The sequence below is a fragment of the Breznakia pachnodae genome (assembly GCF_030814225.1).
Taxonomy (GTDB): domain Bacteria; phylum Bacillota_I; class Bacilli_A; order Erysipelotrichales; family Erysipelotrichaceae; genus Breznakia; species Breznakia pachnodae.
Genome location: NZ_JAUSUR010000003.1, coordinates 414,179 through 432,950, shown reverse-complemented (window position 1 = coordinate 432,950; position 18,772 = coordinate 414,179). Strand labels below are relative to the sequence as shown.

General features: G+C 33.9%; 17 protein-coding genes. 4 read left to right on the top strand and 13 right to left on the bottom strand.

Annotated elements, in window-relative coordinates; genetic code table 11:
- Positions 1 to 31: 31 nt before the first annotated feature.
- From J2S15_RS10520 to J2S15_RS10465, 12 genes are all read right to left on the bottom strand, one after another.
- A complete protein-coding gene (locus J2S15_RS10520; RefSeq protein WP_307408062.1) occupies positions 32 to 1,249 on the bottom strand; it encodes a hypothetical protein in 1,218 nt (405 codons plus the stop codon).
- A complete protein-coding gene (locus tag J2S15_RS10515) occupies positions 1,246 to 2,520 on the bottom strand; it encodes an RNA polymerase sigma factor (RefSeq protein WP_307408060.1) in 1,275 nt (424 codons plus the stop codon). Before J2S15_RS10515 ends, J2S15_RS10520 begins: the two co-directional genes overlap by 4 nt.
- Before the next feature lie 240 nt (positions 2,521 to 2,760).
- Entirely contained in the window at positions 2,761 to 4,074 is a 1,314-nt protein-coding gene (gene eno, locus J2S15_RS10510; protein ID WP_307408058.1) for a phosphopyruvate hydratase, read from the bottom strand.
- Positions 4,075 to 4,253: 179 nt separating this feature from the next.
- Entirely contained in the window at positions 4,254 to 4,487 is a 234-nt protein-coding gene (locus J2S15_RS10505; RefSeq protein ID WP_307408056.1) for a hypothetical protein, read from the bottom strand.
- Between the two features lie 108 nt (positions 4,488 to 4,595).
- The gene (locus J2S15_RS10500) at positions 4,596 to 6,290 is read right to left on the bottom strand and encodes a M3 family oligoendopeptidase (protein ID WP_307408054.1); all 1,695 of its coding nucleotides are present in this window, start codon (positions 6,288 to 6,290) and stop codon (positions 4,596 to 4,598) included.
- Positions 6,291 to 6,345: 55 nt separating this feature from the next.
- On the bottom strand, positions 6,346 to 6,765 hold the full coding sequence (locus J2S15_RS10495; RefSeq protein ID WP_307408052.1) for a GNAT family N-acetyltransferase: 420 nt from the start codon (positions 6,763 to 6,765) through the stop codon (positions 6,346 to 6,348).
- A gap of 52 nt (positions 6,766 to 6,817) precedes the next feature.
- Positions 6,818 to 7,015: a hypothetical protein gene (locus J2S15_RS10490; protein WP_307408050.1), complete on the bottom strand. Its 198-nt coding sequence runs from the start codon at positions 7,013 to 7,015 to the stop codon at positions 6,818 to 6,820.
- Positions 7,015 to 7,989, bottom strand: coding sequence for an ABC transporter ATP-binding protein (locus tag J2S15_RS10485; protein ID WP_307408048.1), 975 nt, complete (start codon positions 7,987 to 7,989; stop codon positions 7,015 to 7,017). Before J2S15_RS10485 ends, J2S15_RS10490 begins: the two co-directional genes overlap by 1 nt.
- 1 nt (position 7,990) lies before the next feature.
- Positions 7,991 to 9,004 carry an ABC transporter ATP-binding protein gene (locus J2S15_RS10480; protein WP_307408046.1) on the bottom strand — a complete coding sequence of 338 codons (1,014 nt, stop codon included), beginning with the start codon at positions 9,002 to 9,004 and terminating at the stop codon, positions 7,991 to 7,993.
- Between the two features lie 9 nt (positions 9,005 to 9,013).
- Positions 9,014 to 9,934 carry an oligopeptide ABC transporter permease gene (opp4C, locus tag J2S15_RS10475; protein WP_307408045.1) on the bottom strand — a complete coding sequence of 307 codons (921 nt, stop codon included), beginning with the start codon at positions 9,932 to 9,934 and terminating at the stop codon, positions 9,014 to 9,016.
- A 9-nt stretch (positions 9,935 to 9,943) separates the two neighbouring features.
- Entirely contained in the window at positions 9,944 to 10,921 is a 978-nt protein-coding gene (locus tag J2S15_RS10470) for an ABC transporter permease (protein ID WP_307408043.1), read from the bottom strand.
- A 129-nt stretch (positions 10,922 to 11,050) separates the two neighbouring features.
- Complete coding sequence (locus J2S15_RS10465) at positions 11,051 to 12,739, bottom strand: ABC transporter substrate-binding protein (protein WP_307408041.1); 1,689 nt, start codon at positions 12,737 to 12,739, stop codon at positions 11,051 to 11,053.
- A 198-nt stretch (positions 12,740 to 12,937) separates the two neighbouring features.
- On the opposite strand from J2S15_RS10465, the gene J2S15_RS10460 reads away from it, so the two are divergent.
- The 3 genes from J2S15_RS10460 to J2S15_RS10450 all read left to right on the top strand — a co-directional run bounded on the left by J2S15_RS10460 (position 12,938) and on the right by J2S15_RS10450 (position 17,221).
- The gene (locus J2S15_RS10460) at positions 12,938 to 14,428 is read left to right on the top strand and encodes a carboxypeptidase M32 (protein ID WP_307408039.1); all 1,491 of its coding nucleotides are present in this window, start codon (positions 12,938 to 12,940) and stop codon (positions 14,426 to 14,428) included.
- Between the two features lie 12 nt (positions 14,429 to 14,440).
- Entirely contained in the window at positions 14,441 to 16,411 is a 1,971-nt protein-coding gene (locus J2S15_RS10455) for an alpha/beta hydrolase family protein (protein WP_307408036.1), read from the top strand.
- 81 nt (positions 16,412 to 16,492) lie between these two features.
- Positions 16,493 to 17,221 (top strand): NAD-dependent protein deacylase, encoded by a 729-nt coding sequence (locus J2S15_RS10450; RefSeq protein WP_307408034.1) that lies wholly within the window; start codon positions 16,493 to 16,495, stop codon positions 17,219 to 17,221.
- Between the two features lie 34 nt (positions 17,222 to 17,255).
- Here J2S15_RS10450 and J2S15_RS10445 read toward each other — a convergent pair whose 3' ends face one another.
- Positions 17,256 to 17,741: a hypothetical protein gene (locus J2S15_RS10445; RefSeq protein ID WP_307408032.1), complete on the bottom strand. Its 486-nt coding sequence runs from the start codon at positions 17,739 to 17,741 to the stop codon at positions 17,256 to 17,258.
- A gap of 165 nt (positions 17,742 to 17,906) precedes the next feature.
- Here J2S15_RS10445 and J2S15_RS10440 point away from each other — a divergent pair, with 165 nt between their 5' ends.
- On the top strand, positions 17,907 to 18,740 hold the full coding sequence (locus tag J2S15_RS10440; protein WP_307408029.1) for an AraC family transcriptional regulator: 834 nt from the start codon (positions 17,907 to 17,909) through the stop codon (positions 18,738 to 18,740).
- Positions 18,741 to 18,772 lie beyond the last annotated feature (32 nt).

Genomic DNA, 18,772 nt, shown 5'->3' with positions numbered 1-18,772 from the left:
CTTAAATCGTGAAAATCATTTTTTCCAACAATCATAAGTTAGACTTAAGTCGTTTTGATTTTGTTACAATTTTATAAAAGAAAATAATTATTAATAAAATCAGTAGTAAAAACAACCCAATTCCAAGTGGCGATTTCAACCCACCTTTCAAAGCAGTTTCAACCTGTACCAATAAATCCGAATTATTTACATAGCTAATATCCTCACCTTTGCTTACTGATATATAATACTCTTCTAGACTCTTTCCTTGATTTGTCTTTTTATCTGATTTAATTTTTTTATAATCAATGGTCGATATATAATTCTCTTCCATTTCAATTGCTTCTGCTTGCTCTGAAATATAGTACTCCTGTGTTTCAATATGTTTATAAACTGCATGTAGACTTACATTATTTTTAATATTATGAAGATTTCCAAACCACTCTACAAATTCATACCCTTCCTTTTGCGGTGGTTCTATATAAAATGCATCTTCGTTATAAAACAACTTACTTGCCTTATATAACTCACCATCTACATAATAAGAAACAACAAACTCTTTCGGTTTTACCACCACAAACCAATCACTGTCTTTACCAATAAAACCATTATTAAAGTAATCTCCACTACCATCTGTTTTTTCATTAAATCCAAGAACATCATATCCAACCAGTTCATATTTTGGTTCAATTACAGTTTCATTTTTTTCAACTTGTTTTGATTCAATAATAGTTGAATGAACACCATAAAAATTCACTGTATACTTTTTGGATTGAACAATTGGACTCTGCATACTAAAATATGAAAACCCAAAAGAATGATTTCCATCTTGTTTATTATCTAATGATGTAACTGATAACTCAGATTTTATATTACTAATATCAATACCTGAATAGATTCCTTCAACATCAATCCTAACTTCATTACCAGTAAGTAAATAAGAATCAATTGATTTTGTATTTTCTAAACGATCTCCATTCACTATTATCGATGAAAACGAATCCACTCCTGTAAGTTCATTAAAAATAATCTTTACAGGTACATCACCACTTTCACTTGATAACCAAAAACTAAAACGCAAAGTATCTCCCTGTTGTAAGTTTGTATCATTACCATCCAATTCTTTAGTCGTCCCATCTTCAATCATATAAATTTTACTTTTACATTTCACCTCAAACGTATTAGCTTCTAACACTGTTTGATATGAAAAAGTAAATAACCCCAGCAACAATGCAGCAATTACTGCTTTTATCATTACTGTTTGTTTCATTCCACTCGCTCCTTAGAAATATTCATTTCATAAGTAGCACTATTTCCTAGGAAATCGCATAAGTGAACATAAACTGTTCCATCAAAATCTCCTGTGACTTTCATCGTTCCATCAAGTTGATACTTTGTGCCATTATACTCTACATATGAATCTTCAAATGATAGACCACTTAATTCATCATCTGCATCAAGAATAAGAATTCCATTTTCATAAACAACATCATTTAGTATTGGTTCTTCCATATCAATTCCACTGATATTAATCATCTCAACTTCATCTTCAACCTGTATTGAATAAGCACCATTTTCTTTAGCTTCAAATACGATGGTTGTATTCTTGTTATAAAATTCAATATCTTTTCCATCTTTTTGAATTTTAATATCCTCATCATCCACTGAATTAGTTAGTGTTATTTCAACTGGAACAGTATCACTAGTATATTCATTGCTATAATCAATTTGAGTAATTGTTACTGGTTCATCAGCTTCTGTTGTTGCCAAGTTTGCATATAGTGCATACCCACTACCACCTAGACATATTGCCAGCAATACCTTTGTCATTGTTGATGAAAGGACACTAGTTTTGTTTTGGGTAGATGCTAAGATATTCGTATATACCGCATCACTTGCAGCAACATTCATTGGGGTCTGTGACTCCATCATTTCAAATGCTTGTACGACAAAAGGAGACAATCCAAGTGACAAGTATTTTGTTGGATCCATCCCTTTACTTTTAAGACCAGATTGTAAAGAGCCACGAATTCGATTCAAACGATTCTTTATTGTTCCCACTTTTACATCTAATACTTCTGATATTTCATTCAACGATAATCCTTCTAAATATCGCAGAGTCGCCGTTTGAATATAAATTAGTGGTAATTGGTTTATTTCATTTTTCACCAGTTCTACAATCTCTTTGTTTTCATAATCCTCAACTGGATTTGCACTACCTGTTACCACCTCTTCCATATACATATCATCATCTACAATCAGTATTCTTGATTTCTTGTTACGTATTGATTTTGCTGTATTTGCTGTAATCATAAAAATCCAAGAATGAAATGCATCAAGATTATTTAAAGATTTAATATTCCGATAAATCTTAATAAATGATTCTTGCACAATTTCCTCTGCATCAGCCTGATTATTCACAAAAGTGTATGCAAAAAAATACAGTGTGTTTTTATAGTGTCTGTAAACCTCTTCAAAAGCCTCATGACTCCCCTTTTGAAACCTACTGACAACATCATTATTTATACGTTCCGTTTTCATAGTTTGCGCCCTCCAAACTCCTACTTAACCATTAGTTTGACTCCCCTAAGTATAAATAGGTTACATATTCGCTCTATAGTTAGTCGTTAAAAATTATATAAACGTTCATTTAAAATAAAATGATTTCACTTTATTGATTCTTTCCACCTCTACACATTAGACAATTTGTAATAAAAAAACAGTAACAGCATAAAAAAAAGAGCACCACAATTTTGTGATACTCCTTAAAGTTAACATTTATTATTTTTTAATGTTATAGAATGCTGATAGTTGTGGGTAAACAGAAATTTGTTCTTCTCCACGGCTATTGATTTCGTCATCAATTCTTAATAATTGGTTGTATTTCGCAATACGGTCAGTTCTTGACATAGATCCTGTCTTGATTTGACCAGCGTTTAATCCAACAGCGATATCAGCGATTGTTGAATCTTCAGTTTCTCCTGAACGGTGAGAAACTACACAAGTATATCCAGCTTTCTTAGCCATTTCAATAGCATCGAAAGTTTCAGTTAATGTACCAATTTGGTTTACTTTGATTAGGATTGAGTTAGCAATTCCTTTTTCAATTCCTTCTTTTAAGATTGCTGGGTTAGTAACAAATAAATCATCTCCAACTAATTGGATTTTTGCTCCTAGACGGTCAGTAAGTTTTTTCCATCCATCCCAGTCATTTTCACCAAGTCCATCTTCAATTGAGATGATTGGGTATTTTTCTACCCACTCAGCATACATATCAATCATTTCGTCAGTAGTTCTTGTACCTTGACCTGATTTAGCTAAGTCGTAGTTTTTAGTGTCTGCATTGTAGAACTCACTAGCAGCAACGTCCATTGCAATGTAAATGTCTTTACCAGGAACATATCCAGCAGCTTCAATAGCAGCAACGATAAGTTGTAATGGTTCTTCATTTCCATCTTTACAGCTTGGTGCGAATCCACCTTCATCACCAACGTTAGTGTTGTAACCTTTTGCTTTTAATACACCACGTAATTTGTGGAATGTTTCAGCACCCATACGAAGAGCTTCTTGAATATCTTTTGCTCCTACTGGCATAATCATGAATTCTTGGAAGTCCACAGTTGAATCTGCATGAGACCCACCGTTAACAACGTTCATCATTGGAACTGGTAAAGTTTTACCATTGAATCCACCGAAGTATTTAAACAAAGGCATTCCATAGTAATCAGCAGCTGCAATTGCAGAAGCCATAGATACACCTAGGATAGCGTTTGCTCCTAATTTTGATTTGTCAGGTGTTCCATCTAATTCGATCATTGTCTTATCTACAAGACTTTGGTCAGTACAATCTAAACCGATAACTGCATCAGCAATTTGGTCGTTAATGTTAGCAACAGCTTTTAATACACCTTTTCCTTCGAAACGGCTTTTATCTCCATCACGTAATTCTAACGCTTCTCTTTCTCCTGTTGAAGCTCCACTTGGAACCATGGCGCGTCCATAAGCACCTGATTGTGTAGTTAACTCAACTTCAACTGTAGGATTACCACGAGAGTCGATTACTTCTCTAGCGTAAACATCAATAATAATTGGCATTTTCTAAATTCCTCCTTGTGTTATATATCACGAACTTAGTATAGCATAAACACTATGCAAATGAAAGAAAAATTAATTTTTTCACAACCTCATTTAGACCCCTTTAAAATGTAAACGATTTCTTTATTTAGGAGGTAATTATTTCCTGTTATTCAGCCTAAGAATACTTCTGATTTTCACTAGTAAAAAAGAATCATAAAAATTTCAAAAACAGCAGCCGCTGCGAAAAAAATAGCTAGGTATTTTTGAAAGATTCGATCCTTTACCTTATACTCCAAATAACATTCTACAGATAATAAAATACCAAAGACCAACCACCAATATTCTATATACTCGTCACTGAATACAAACAAAATTAGTACTAGCATGACACTAGATATTCCAGCTAACACTTTTCTTATATTATCAGCCATAACATTACCTTTTATCTTTCCATAGTTATATTATATAAGAATTTAGTTTTTTATATTGGAACTGTCATGAATTATAAAAGAACTCCCTTACGAGAGTTCTGAATCATCTTAGAATTTTGAATCATCATATGATGATAAGTATGTATCAATTGATTTCATTACATCTTTTAGACATCCATCCTGGAATGGTGACTTCAAGTTTGCTTTCGCTACGATTTGGCCAAATGAAATTGTTCCACCTGCCTTACAAATTTCATAGTAGTCATGGAATGCTGTAGGATCGTTTTCTTGTAATCTTAACCAGAACTGGAATGCACATACTTGAGCTAATGTATAGTCAATGTAATAGAATGGGTTGGTAAAGATATGTTGTTGTCTAAACCACCAAGTTCCTTTTTCTAACACTGGAATTGCATCATAGTTCTTATGAGGAAGGTATTGTTTTTCTAATCTTCTCCAAGTTGCTTTACGCTCTTCTGGAGTCATATCTACATTGTTGTATACTTCATGCTGGAAGTGATCAACCAATACTCCATAAGGTAAGAATTTCACTGCATCACCTAAATGTGTGTAATAGTATTTATCAGTATCTTCTTCAAAGAAGTTCTTCATCCATGGCCACGCAAAGAATTCCATACTCATTGAATGAATTTCTGCACTTTCAAGCGTTGGCCACATACAGTTTCCTGGTTCAATCCATCTTGAAGAGAATACTTGGAATGCATGTCCTGCTTCATGTGTTAATACATCTACATCACCACTGGTACCATTGAAGTTCGAGAAGATAAATGGTGATTTATAATCTGACATATACGTACAGTATCCTCCACCCATCTTACCTGGTTTTGCTTCTAGGTCCAATAAGTCATGTTCAATCATAAAGTCAAAGAACTCACCTGTTTCTTCTGATAATTCATGATACATGTTTTGAGCAATCTTCACCATTTCATCTTTTGAATGTTTTGGTGTAGGATTTCCACTGACAAACTCAAAGTTATTATTGAATACTTCCAGTTTATCTACACCAATGCGTTTCATTTGCGCATTGTATAGTTTTGTTGCTACAGGAACAACATCTTCCAATACTTGTTTACGATAGTTACTTACATCACGTTCGTTATAATCCATACGATTCATACGTAAGTATCCCAGTTCCACAAAGTTTTTAAATCCTAATTTCTTTGCAATACTGTCTCTTAGTTTTACTAACTTATCATATACACTATCAATATCAGCTTCATGTTCTTCCATATAGCCCCAGTAAGCCTTGTAAGCGCCTTTTCTCACCGACTCATCCTTGTCCTCCATTTTCGAACCAAGACTTGCCAGCGTGTACGTTTCGCCGTCAAATTCGATTTTAGCACCAGCAATTAACTTCTGGTAATCACTTACTAGTTTATTTTCTTCCTGTAAGTCACTCATAATCTTTTCATCGAATGCTTTTAAAGCAAATTCAGATAGTAAGAAATATGTATGTGGAACATCTTTCTTTAATTCTTCTTTATAAGAACTAGCTAATACTACCTTTGATACATCTGTCTGTAATTGTTGAACAAACGGTGAATTCTCATCCCAGAAATCATTTTCCTTACTGTAGAATTCATCTTCCGTATTAATCGTGTAACGCACCTCACAAAGAGTTGCCATTGTATCTACATGAGAAAATACACGATATACTTCTTTAAATGCGTTTAAGAACTCATTATATTCTGTTGCATTCTTTAATTTGTCTACATATGAATTTACTTCATTACGTAATTCATCAATATTAATTCTTTCATATTGGTAATCTTGAAATTTCATATTTTCCACCTCACTAGTACCATTATATTACAAAAATAATAAAAAAGAAGAAACTTTAACGCTTCTTCTCTAAATTTACTTTAATAAAGGTACAACAATGATTCTCACTAATCGTACTATAACCCAATGATTTATAAAAATCCTTACGTTCTTTCAGATTATCTGTAATCAGCACTTTCTGATATACATCTTCAAACAGCATTTCCATTTTCTGAAACATTGCTTTGCCAATACCATTGCGCTGATACTTTGGATGAACAATCACATCCTGTACATAAATTATTGAAACACCATCACCAACAACTCGAACTACACCAACCAACTTACCTTCCTCACGTGCACATAGTACACACAATGAATTCTTATAAGCCTGCAGTTTATCCAAACCATTTCCATAGTTTTCCCAACCAACACTTTGATATAATTCTTCCAGTTCTTCTATTGTAGGTATTTCATTTTTATAACTTATACTCATAAACTACCTCTTTTAAAAAGTAGAAACACCATATGATGTTTCTACTTACAATTTAGAATATCCATCCCCATACCGTAATGAACAGGAATATAAACAGCAGTAAACCAAGAATTACTGGCAAGATTACACTTGCTGCAGCAATTAAGATTGCTAGAAAGTCGCCTTTCTCTAAATCTACATCTTTTCCTTCCTCAACTTCGCGCTTTTTCATTAAATCGCGAAATTTTGGTTTTGGTCGCTTTTCTGCCATTAAAACTCACCTGCAAAGTGACACTTAACAAAATGATCTGGTGCGATTTCTCTTGCTTCAGGGTCTTTCTCTTTACAGATATCTTTCGCAAATGGACAACGAGGGTGGAATTTACATCCAGAAGGTAAATTAACATTACTTGGAATTTCTCCCTTAATCATTTCCATTTCCATTTTTTCATTTGGATCAGGTTTTGGAATCGCCGCCATCAATGACATTGTATATGGATGCTGAGGATTATTAAAGATTTGTTCCTTATCAGCCAGTTCTACAATTGAACCCAAATACATAACCCCTACACGATCACTAATATGTTTTACAACACTCAAGTCATGTGAGATAAAGATATATGAGATTTTTTGTTCTTCCTGCAAATCCATCATTAAGTTCAAGATTTGTGATTGGATAGAAACATCCAGTGCCGATACAGGCTCATCACAAATAATGAATGAAGGATTTAATGCAAGTGATCTTGCAATCCCAATTCTTTGTCTTTGCCCACCAGAGAATTGGTGAGGGTAACGATAACAGTAATAAGGTGGCAATCCACATTTTTCCATTAAGTCTAGAACATTTTTCTTTAACTCTTCACCACGTTTGAAGTATCCATGAGCAACCAATGGTTCACTTAAGATATTATAAATATTCATACGTGGATTTAATGAACTATATGGATCTTGGAAGATAAACTGCATATCTTCACGTAACTTACGCATTTCTTTACGAGACTTCGCAAGTACATTTTCACCTCTAAAGATTACTTCACCACTTGTTGGTTCATGTAAACGGATAATTGCACGTCCAAGTGTAGACTTACCACATCCTGATTCTCCAACCAGTCCTAATGTTTCACCTTCATATAATTTAAAACTTACACCATCAACAGCCTTAACTGTCTGTTTGTTTCTTCCTTTTCCAACCGGGAAGTGTTTCGTCAGATTATTAACTTCTAAGATTACATTCTTTTCAGCCATCTTACTCTACCTCCTTCTTATTCAAATCTTCATCTTCATATAAGAAACAACTTACATGATGTCTAGATTTGATTTTACATGTTGGAGGTTGATTTTCACGACATTTATCCATTACATGAGGACAACGATCAGCGAAATAGCAACCTTTTGGTAAGTAAAGTGCATTTGGCACATTACCTTCAATTGTATTTAATCGGTTACCATCCATATTAAGTGATGGCATACTTTGCATCAACCCTTTTGTATATGGATGTTTAGGATTATTAAATAATTCCTTTACTGGTGCTGTTTCAACAACTTTACCAGCATACATAACATTTACATTATCTGCCATTTGAGCAACAACTCCCAAGTCATGGGTAATTAACATAATTGATGTTCCTGTTTTCTTCTTCAGATCATTCATAAGTGAAAGAATCTGTGCCTGAATTGTAACATCAAGTGCCGTTGTCGGCTCATCAGCAATCAACAGTTTTGGATCACAGGCCAATGCCATCGCAATCATAACTCTCTGACGCATCCCTCCAGATAATTGGTGAGGATAATCATTTACTACTTTTTCCGGTCTAGAGATACCAACTAATCCAAGCATATCAACTGCTCTTTTCATTGCCTCTTCTTTTGTTACATCTTCATGAAGAAGAATTGTTTCTGTAATCTGTTTTCCAATTTTAAATACTGGATTCAGTGAAGTCATTGGTTCCTGGAAAATCATAGAAATTTCATTTCCTCTAACTTTACGAAGTTCATCTTCTTTCATTGTAACTAAGTTTTTCCCATCGTATTCAATTTGACTGCCTTCAACAATTTTACCTGGTTTATCAACCAGTCCTAAAATCGACATTGCAGTAACACTCTTACCACATCCAGATTCTCCAACAATCGCCAATGTTTCATTCTCATACATTCTAAATGAATTTCCATCAACTGCTTTTGAAGTACCTTTGTCTGTATAAAAATATACTTTTAGATCTTTAACATCTAATAATTTCTTATTTCTTACTAGTTCTGCCATAATACACCTCTACCTTGCATCCTTAGGATCAAGCGCATCTCTTAATCCTTCACCAACTAAGTTGATTGAAATTACCGTCAAGAAACACATTACCCCTGCAGGTATCCAAACCCATGGTAAGTTTTTAAATACAGCAGACTGCCGCGCCAGGTTCATTAAGTTCCCCCATGTAGGCGTTGGCTCTGTAACCCCCATCCCTAAGAATGAAAGTCCTGCTTCTGTAAGAATTGCACTAGCCATTGTAAGCGTTGCATTAACGATTACAACTGAAAGTACATTCGGTACTAAATGTTTAAAGATTTTTGATTTATCACTAATTCCTAAAGATTCACATGCTTGCATAAATTCCTGCTCACGTAATGATAAGATTTGCCCACGAACCAGACGTGCTAACGTCGGCCATGACAACATCCCTATCAAGAATGAGATTACAATCATTTTCGTATTTGCCGGAGTCCATAACATTGCAGCACTTAATGCCAGAATCATTGGTGTAAATGGTAACGAATAAACGATTTCAGTAAAACGCATTAATAAGTTATCCACAAGTCCACCATAGTATCCAGCGATTCCTCCAATTGTAACCCCAAAGATTACAGTGATGATTGCTGAAACAACTCCTACAAGGATTGAAATTCTTCCACCTAAGAACAGACGGAATAAAACATCACGACCTTGTTCATCCGTTCCTAAAATATGTCCATCAACTCCTGGACCCTTACTTTTTGCCGCGAAGTCGAAATCCATAACATCATTCCCCATTATAATAGGAACGAAAATTACAGCTAATATAATAATGACAAATATAACAAGTCCTACCATTGCAATTTTATTTTTCTTAAAACGATTCCACGCAAGACGCCAAGGACCTAAAATTTCTTGATCTTCTTCTTTTAATACTACATTATCGATTACTTGATCTTTTTTCATAAGTCCCTCCTATTCTGCCTTGATCCGCGGATCGACTACTGAGTACATCACATCAGCAAGTAAGTTACCTAATAACATCAGGATTGCTGAGAACAATAAACAAGCAGTAACAACACTTTGGTCACGTTGTGTAATTGATTCGATTAACAGTGTACCAAGTCCTGGCCACAAGAAAACTGATTCAAGAATAATTGCTCCACTGAAAAGAGAAGGGATATAAGCTCCCAATAGTGTTACTAGTGGAATCAATGCATTCTTAAATGCATGACGATAGATAACCACCTTTTCTTTTAAACCTTTTGACCTTGCAGTACGAATATAGTCCTGATTAATTACATCAATCATTGAGTTACGCACATATCTTGAGAACGTAGAGAAACTACTGAACGCAAGTACAATAACTGGTAACAACATATGTCGTGCAATATCTATTATCTCTGCAAAGATACTACTGTATCCCCATGCTGAAAGCACTGGGTCTCGCATTCCATTCATTGGTAATCCCGTATTCATCGCTACGAAGAATATCAACAATAATGCGAAGAAGAACGTTGGTACAGATACCCCCAAGAGTGAGAATACTGTCCAGAAATTATCAAATTTCGAATATTTTTTTACTGCCTGCCGAATTCCAATTGGTATTGATACCAATACCGCTACAATCAGCGAAATAGCATTCAATAAAAAAGTATTCCAAACATAATCCATAATCAAACTACTAACTGACTGTTTATACTTTAATGATTCCCCTAAATCTCCTGACCCAAAACGAGTAATCCAATTAATATACTGTTCTGGAAGTGAATCATTTAAGCCTAATTTCTCGCGAATTTCTTCCCTTATTTCAGGTGATACTTTTGACCCTGCACCCAAATATGCGTTAACTGGATCTCCAGGCATCGCTTTTACTGTCATAAAAATCAATATTGATATTATAAAAGCAACTGGAATAAGGTTTAATAATCGCTTTAATACAAACCTAAGCATAATAACCTCCTTTATGTTTACTTATTATATTTTTTGCACATCACTATAGATTATACCAAAAACAAACAAAGAAGAGCAAGACAAACTTGCTCTTTTGTTTCATTTCTACAATGTGCTTCTTATCTTAAATTATTTAAGTGATGCGTTTTGAATCGCAGAAGTCCAAGGATATAATGTGTTTGTTTTTAATCCTTCGATTTTATCACCATCGTATAAGTCGAAATAAGTATTTCCATAAACTGGTACTTTTACACAAAGTTCTCCAAGTCTTACAGCTACATCATGGTACAATTCGATCGCTTTATCTTGATCATCAACTGTCTTCATAGCTTCATCTAATAATCCATCTAATTCAGGATCGTTGATTCTGCTTGTGTTATCTCCACCACTGTATGCTTGTGTTGAATGGAATGAACTGTAGATTCCTCCCATGTCATCGTTTGTCCAACTTGTAGCCATGAAGAATACGTTCCATTCGTTTAATGACTCTTCGTTGTATACTTTGTCTAATAATGTGTTGAAGTCAACTGTAGCTACACTTACTTCAGCTCCAATTTCTTTCCAGTCTTTTTGCCACATAGGAACAAGGTTAGATAAGATATCGTGGTCTTTCATACTAAGAACTTTAATTTCAAGACGTTGTCCATCTTTTACACGGATACCATCATCACCAACAACCCATCCAGCTTCGTCAAGAGTTGCTTTTGCTTTTTCAATATCGTATTCCCAAGTATCTAATCCTTCAACTTCTTCATTGTTACGTACTACTTCACCCATAGCTGAAGCAGGGTTTTGGTAAGTTCCAGGAACGTAAGCTCCTACACCATCAATACCTTTACAATCGTCACATTCGTAGTAAGAATCAACAAATCCTTGACGGTCGAATGCATAAACTAATGCTTTACGTACAGCAACATCTTGAGTTGCTCCAGTAACAGAGTTCATTTCAATGTATCCCATACCAGAACGTGGGTATGAAGATAATTCAATGTTGTCAGTTGCAGATGCTGGTCCAACCTTTTTAGGTTCGATCATTCCTGCTAATAAATCAACACTTCCATCTTTCAATTCATCCCAGTCAGTTGTCATTTCAACTGGCTTGATGATAATTTTTTCAATTGAGAATCCTTCTCCCCAGTATTCTTCATTTTTAGCGAATACTGCTCCAGAAGATGCATCCCAGCTACTTAGAACGTATGGTCCAGTTCCGATTGGAGTTTTGTTTTGGTCTTTAACTGAAGACATGTCTCCAAATTTGTAATCAGGGTAAGCACTTTCACTTACGATTCCAGAGTTACCAACGTTAAGAACGTTGTCACTTCTAGCTTCTGTAAATGTAAATTCGATTGTGTAATCATCGATTACATTAATTCCAGTAAAGTCTTCAACTTTACCACTTGCTTTATATGCTTCATAACCTTCAATGTATTGTACATATGGTTGGTATCTTCCATCATAATCAGGATCAGCCAATAATCTATATGTAAACGCTACATCATTAGCAGTGAATTCTTCACCATTTGAGAACTTAATACCTTCTTGTAATTTGAAAGTAATAGTTTTTCCTTCATTAGTAAATTCAGGTAATTCCTTTGCTAATTCTGGTCTTAACTCATTGTTTTCATCGTAGTCCAATAATTTATCGTAAACCAAGTCAACAACATATCCATCGTAACTACTTGAGTAGTATAATGGAGAGAATGTTCCTGTTAACTTCTCTGCACCCATAATTAGAGTATCAGAGCTCTCACTTGAATCACAAGCCACTAGTGACATTGCCATTAACAAGCAAGTAAACATCGTCAATACTTTTTTCACTTTGATAAGCCTCCTCTTTTCTTTATCTTTTGAATATCCTAATTTTACACTAATTTTGTAACAAAAACAACATACTTTGTACACATTTTTACATTTTTGTTACATTTTTCACACAATCTGAAAATTTTTTCATTGCTTTTGCCCTAGTTTTCCATACATGATATACTTAATAAATAGGAAATAAGGAGTGAAAATGAAATGAAAGATTTAAAAACTTTTTATGAAGAATACAAGAATAAAACGAGTGCATACTCTTATGCTATGGGGTCAATTTACTTTGATCAGGCAACTGTTGCACCGAAAGATGGAGTACCTTACTCTAATGAAGTAGTATCTTTTTTGTCAGGAGAAGCATTTGCATATAGTACTGATCCTGAAAACATTAAAAGAATCGAAGAATTATATAAGGAAACAAGTGATCCTTTAGAAAAGAAAGAAATTGAGTTACGTCTTCGTGATTTACATCAGATTAGTAAATTACCAAAAGAAGTATATGTAGATTTTCAAAAAGCTGTAGCTGACAGCCAATATGTTTGGGAAGAAGCAAAGGAAAAAGATGATTACGCGCTTTTCAAACCACACCTGATGGGATTAATTGAAAAACGCAAACATATGCTTACATACTTTGACTTTGAAGGTAGTGCATACGATTATTTACTGGATCAATTCCAAGTTGGTATGAACAAAGAAAAATACGATGCTTTCTTTAAAGAAGTAAAAGATGGACTAATTCCTTTAATTAAAGAAATTGGTGAAAAAGGTAAAAAGATTGATAATTCACCTTTATTTGAAAACTTTGATGTTGAGGATCAAATTAAATTCACTGAAGTATTAAAGGAAAGCTTAAATATAAATCCTAGAAAATGTTACTTAACAGAGAGTGTGCATCCATTTACATCGTTCTTCTCAGGAAATGATGCAAGAATCACAACCAGATATCATGCTGATAATGTAATGTCAGCAGTACTGGCAACAATCCATGAATATGGACACGCACAATATGGATTACAAGTAGATCCTAAGTTTGAGAAAACAACATTCTCATCTGAGATTGGATTCGCAATGCATGAATCACAATCCAGATTAATGGAAAACCACATCGGTAGAAACCGTGCGTTCTGGGAGGCAAACTATCCTAAATTTCAGGCAATTTTCCCTGCACAATTGAAAGATGTATCACTAGATTCGTTTATGGAAATGATGGATGTATCTACACCAAGTCTTATCCGTATTGAAGCTGACGAACTAACCTACCCATTACATATAGTAATTCGTTATGAACTAGAAAAAGAAATCTTTGATGGTGCAATCGACTGCGATAACTTAGATGTATTATGGGCAGATAAATATGAAGAGTATTTAGGTGTACGTCCAACTACAACTGCAGACGGTATCCTTCAAGATATGCACTGGGGTGCAGCATACTTTGGTTACTTCCCTACATATGCATTAGGAAGTGCATTTGCTGCTCAATTTTATAATCAATTAGAAAAAGATGTAGATGTTGATTCAGCTCTTAGAAATAATGAATTTGAAAAAATCTCAGAATGGTTAAAAGTAAACATTCACCAATATGGTGCATCAAAAACATTTGATGAATTATTATTGGATGTTACTGGTGAAACATTCAACCCTAAGTATTATGTTGAATACTTAACTAACAAGTATCGTAAGATCTACGGTCTATAGGAGTAAAATACAATGAATAAAATTCAATTAGATGATTTTCTGCAATTTAAATTCTTAAGTAATTTAAATGTTAGTAAAGATGGAAATCGTGTGTTGTATGTAAAACACACACCTGATAAAGATAATGATAATTACCAAAGTGATATTGAAATGATTAGCGATAATAAAACGATTTCACTAACTGGTTCTCATGATGTAAGAGGTTATGTATTTTTAGATAATGATACAATTATGTTTCCTGCAGCAAGAGAGAAAAGTGAGAAGGAACGTCTTGAAAAAGGAGAAGAATTCACTTCTTTCTATAAGCTATCATTAACTGGTGGAGAAGCTGTAAAAGCATTTGAAATACCTTATCCAGTTTCTAAAATTGAAAAATTAAGTGATGATGAATATATTCTGTTAATTGGATATGATACGCGTTATGGACACTTGATTGATGATGGTAAAAAGGATGAGATGCTGAAGAAGAAAGACAGCTTAAAAGGTTTTGAAGTTCTTACATCAATTCCATTCGTAATGAATGGTGGTGGCTATACAAATAAAAAGGTAACCCGTCTGTATCGCTATAATAGTAAGGAAGACAAGTTAACACCACTAAGCGATCCAGCTATTGATGTATATGACTTTGAAATTCATCCTTCAAACGATAAATTATTATTTGTTGCATCAAAAGCAATTGCCAGACCTACATTAAAAGAAAGTTTATGGGAAGTAAATCTAACAACTAATGATATAACTGAATTGGTTGAAGAAAAAGAATATTCAATGGCAGGTGCGTTCTACTATAAAGACAATATTCTATTTATGGCTAACAAAGAAGTGACACATGGAAATAACGAAAACATAAAGTTCTTCTTATATAATAAGGAAAGCAAAACTGTTGAGTTTCTTATTAATCCAGATATGAGTACTTGGAACAGTGTTGGTAGTGACTGTCGTTATGGAGGTGGTCGTTCACAAAAAGTAGTAGGTGATAAATTCTACTTCCTAAGCACAGTGGATGAATTTGCTTCACTATATGTATATGATGGAAATGAAATAAAAAAAGCACATTCTATCAACGGAAGTATCGATTGCTTTGATATCTATGAAGATACAATTTATTACGTTGGAATGAACGATACTGATTTACAGGAAGTATATAAATATGATGGTACAGTTACAAAACTATCAAATGCCAATACTGCACTAGATGGTAAATATGTAGCAGCACCTCAGGAAGTTACTTTCGAAAATGATGGTATTGATTTCAAAGGTTGGGTACTATTACCTTATGATTATGACCCTAATAAGACATATCCAGCAATCTTGGATATTCACGGTGGACCAAAAACGGTTTATGGAACTGTGTATTACCATGAAATGCAGGCATGGGCAAACCTAGGTTACTTTGTCTTCTTCACTAATCCAAGAGGAAGTGATGGAAGAGGAAATGACTTTATGGATATCTTTGGAAAATATGGAACTATCGATTATGATGACTTAATGAAATTCACGGATGTTGTTTTAGACAAGTATCCAGCAATTGACAATAAACGTGTTGGCGTTACTGGTGGAAGTTATGGTGGATTTATGACCAATTGGATTGTAACTCACACGGATCGTTTTGCAAGTGCTGCAACCCAACGTAGTATTAGTAACTGGGTTTCTATGTATGGAACAAGTGATATTGGATTCCACTTCACTGAAGATCAAAACAAAGGAAATGTATGGGATACTCCAGAAAAACTTTGGGAACACTCACCTCTTAAATACATTAAGAATGTGAAGACACCAACATTAATCATTCATAGTGATGAAGACTATCGTTGTCCAGAAGAACAAGGAAAACAATTCTTCACCGCTTTAGTAGATTTAGGTGTAGAAACAAGAATGGTATTGTTCCATGGTGAAAACCATGAACTAAGTCGTAGTGGTAAACCAAACAACCGTTTAGTCAGACTGCAAGAAATTACAGATTGGATGAACAAATACACTGCATAATAAACTTAAATACAGCCACTTACTATAGATGGCTGTATTTTTTTATAATTTGATTTATAATTAATCATAGAGGATTTACTTATGAAAACACAACCAATAGAACAACTAAATGAGATTATTAAAAACAGCAATAATATTGTCTTTTTTGGTGGAGCTGGGGTATCAACAGAAAGTGGTATCCCCGACTTTCGCAGCAAAGATGGATTGTATAATCAAAAATATGCTTACCCTCCTGAAACCATAATTAGTCGTACTTTCTTTGATGAGTTTAGCGAAGAGTTTTTCAGGTTCTACAAAGACCGGGTCATCTGTTTAACAGCATTACCAAATCCTGCTCATATAAAACTGGCAGAATTAGAAAAGACAGGAAAATTAAAAGCAGTAATTACACAGAATATTGATGGGTTGCATCAATTGGCAGGATCTAACAATGTAATTGAACTTCACGGCAGTATTCATCGCAATTATTGTATGAAATGCCATACGTTCTATGATGCTGAATTTATTGCCAACAGTGATGGAGTTCCTCACTGTACTGTTTGTGATGGGATTGTTAAACCAGACGTTGTATTATATGAAGAAAGCCTCAACATAAATGACTTAAACAAAGCTATAGAATATATTCAACAAGCTGATACACTTATTGTAGGTGGAACATCACTCGTTGTATATCCAGCTGCTGGGTTAGTTGACAACTTTAATGGAAAACATCTGATTGAAATCAACAAAACACCAACCAAAGAAACTCATCAGGCTGACTTAGTAATTAATCAACCAATTGGTGAAGTATTTTCAAAAATTGACATTTAAAAAGGAAGATATTAAATTCTTCCTTTTTTTATTTCTATTTACAAGTTAATCCCATTTCTTCCCAACCTTTGACAAAGTCTTCTGCTGATCCTGTTTTCACATTCTCAACTGGGAATGAACCTTCAAGTTCTTTTAAATTTTCATCTGAAATTTCAGTTAAATCGATTTCCATAACAACTGTATAAGAATCATCATTTGCTTCTCCACCAAATATTACACCCTCTGGTGCAGATTCTTTACTTTCAGCAATACTCAATTCTGCATCTTCTTTTGTCATACCATCACTGTATTTCATTGTAGAAGTAACTTCAAATTTAACAACATTCTCATCCATATCATGAATAACAGCTGTCAATTCACCTGTTTCATTTTCTACAGAACATGTTGTTAGCGTATCTTTTTGCTCATCCGCAACTTCATCTTCCTTTTTTTCATCTTTTGTGGCTTCATCATCAGACCCTCCACATGCACTTAATGTCATTAGCCCTAACACTAAGGCAAATAATCCAAACTTTTTCATATACAAACTTTCCTCCTCAAGTCTTTCATAACTGTAACATAAATTTATAGATAGTAAAAGAAAATATTCCATTTAAAGAACTCAATTATTTTCATTTATTAGAACTGTTTCAAAACATACTTTCTGCTATAATTAGAGTATTAATCAATCGATAGGAGTGGGATTATGATTTTCAAAAAAGATATTAAGAAATTTGAGGATTCTAGTCGTATATTACTTCAAACAGAAGAATATATATGTATTGTTCCTCATTCTGAATTAAGTGAATACATTTCAAATTATAACATTACATTTCCAACCAAAGAGTTAATGCCCAACAGTTTTACTGTGATGCCTTGTGGATGTTCAACCATTGCAATTAAAAAGGATAAGGATGGAATGTACATTGAATTACATGGACCTGTAACAAAACCATACACTGTTGGTAAACAATCGAATCAACTGGAAATTATGGTAACGATAGAATTTAAACCAGCTGGATTATATGCATTAACTAAAATAAGCCAAAGTGAGTTAGCTGATGAAAACCTTTCACTTGCAGCTATTGACCCTATTATCAGCAAGTTATTATTAGAAGCAATTGAAGATGCTGACAGTATTCACGAAATAGTTACAAACCTAGATGATTTATTATTATCAAATATGAATCCAAAATATCATCCTGAGTTAAGACGAATTTTAAAACTTATAAAAGAATGTAGTGGAGATATTACAGTAAAAGAAATATCAGAAAACAGTTACTACAGTGAACGTCAGTTAAATAGAATTTTTAAACAATATGTAGGTATTAGCGCAAAGTCATATTTAAGGTTACTTAGAATCAACAACACCTTCCGTTTACTTAAGAAACCTGACAATAGTTTAACTAATATTTCCGCAACTGCAGGATTTCATGACTTACCACATTTTACCCATGACTTCAAATTAGTATGTGGAATTACTCCTCAGGAATATCGTGATAATATTTCAAACTTTTATTACAACATATCAAAATATTAAAATTGAAATGCCAATTACTAATCATATAGTAA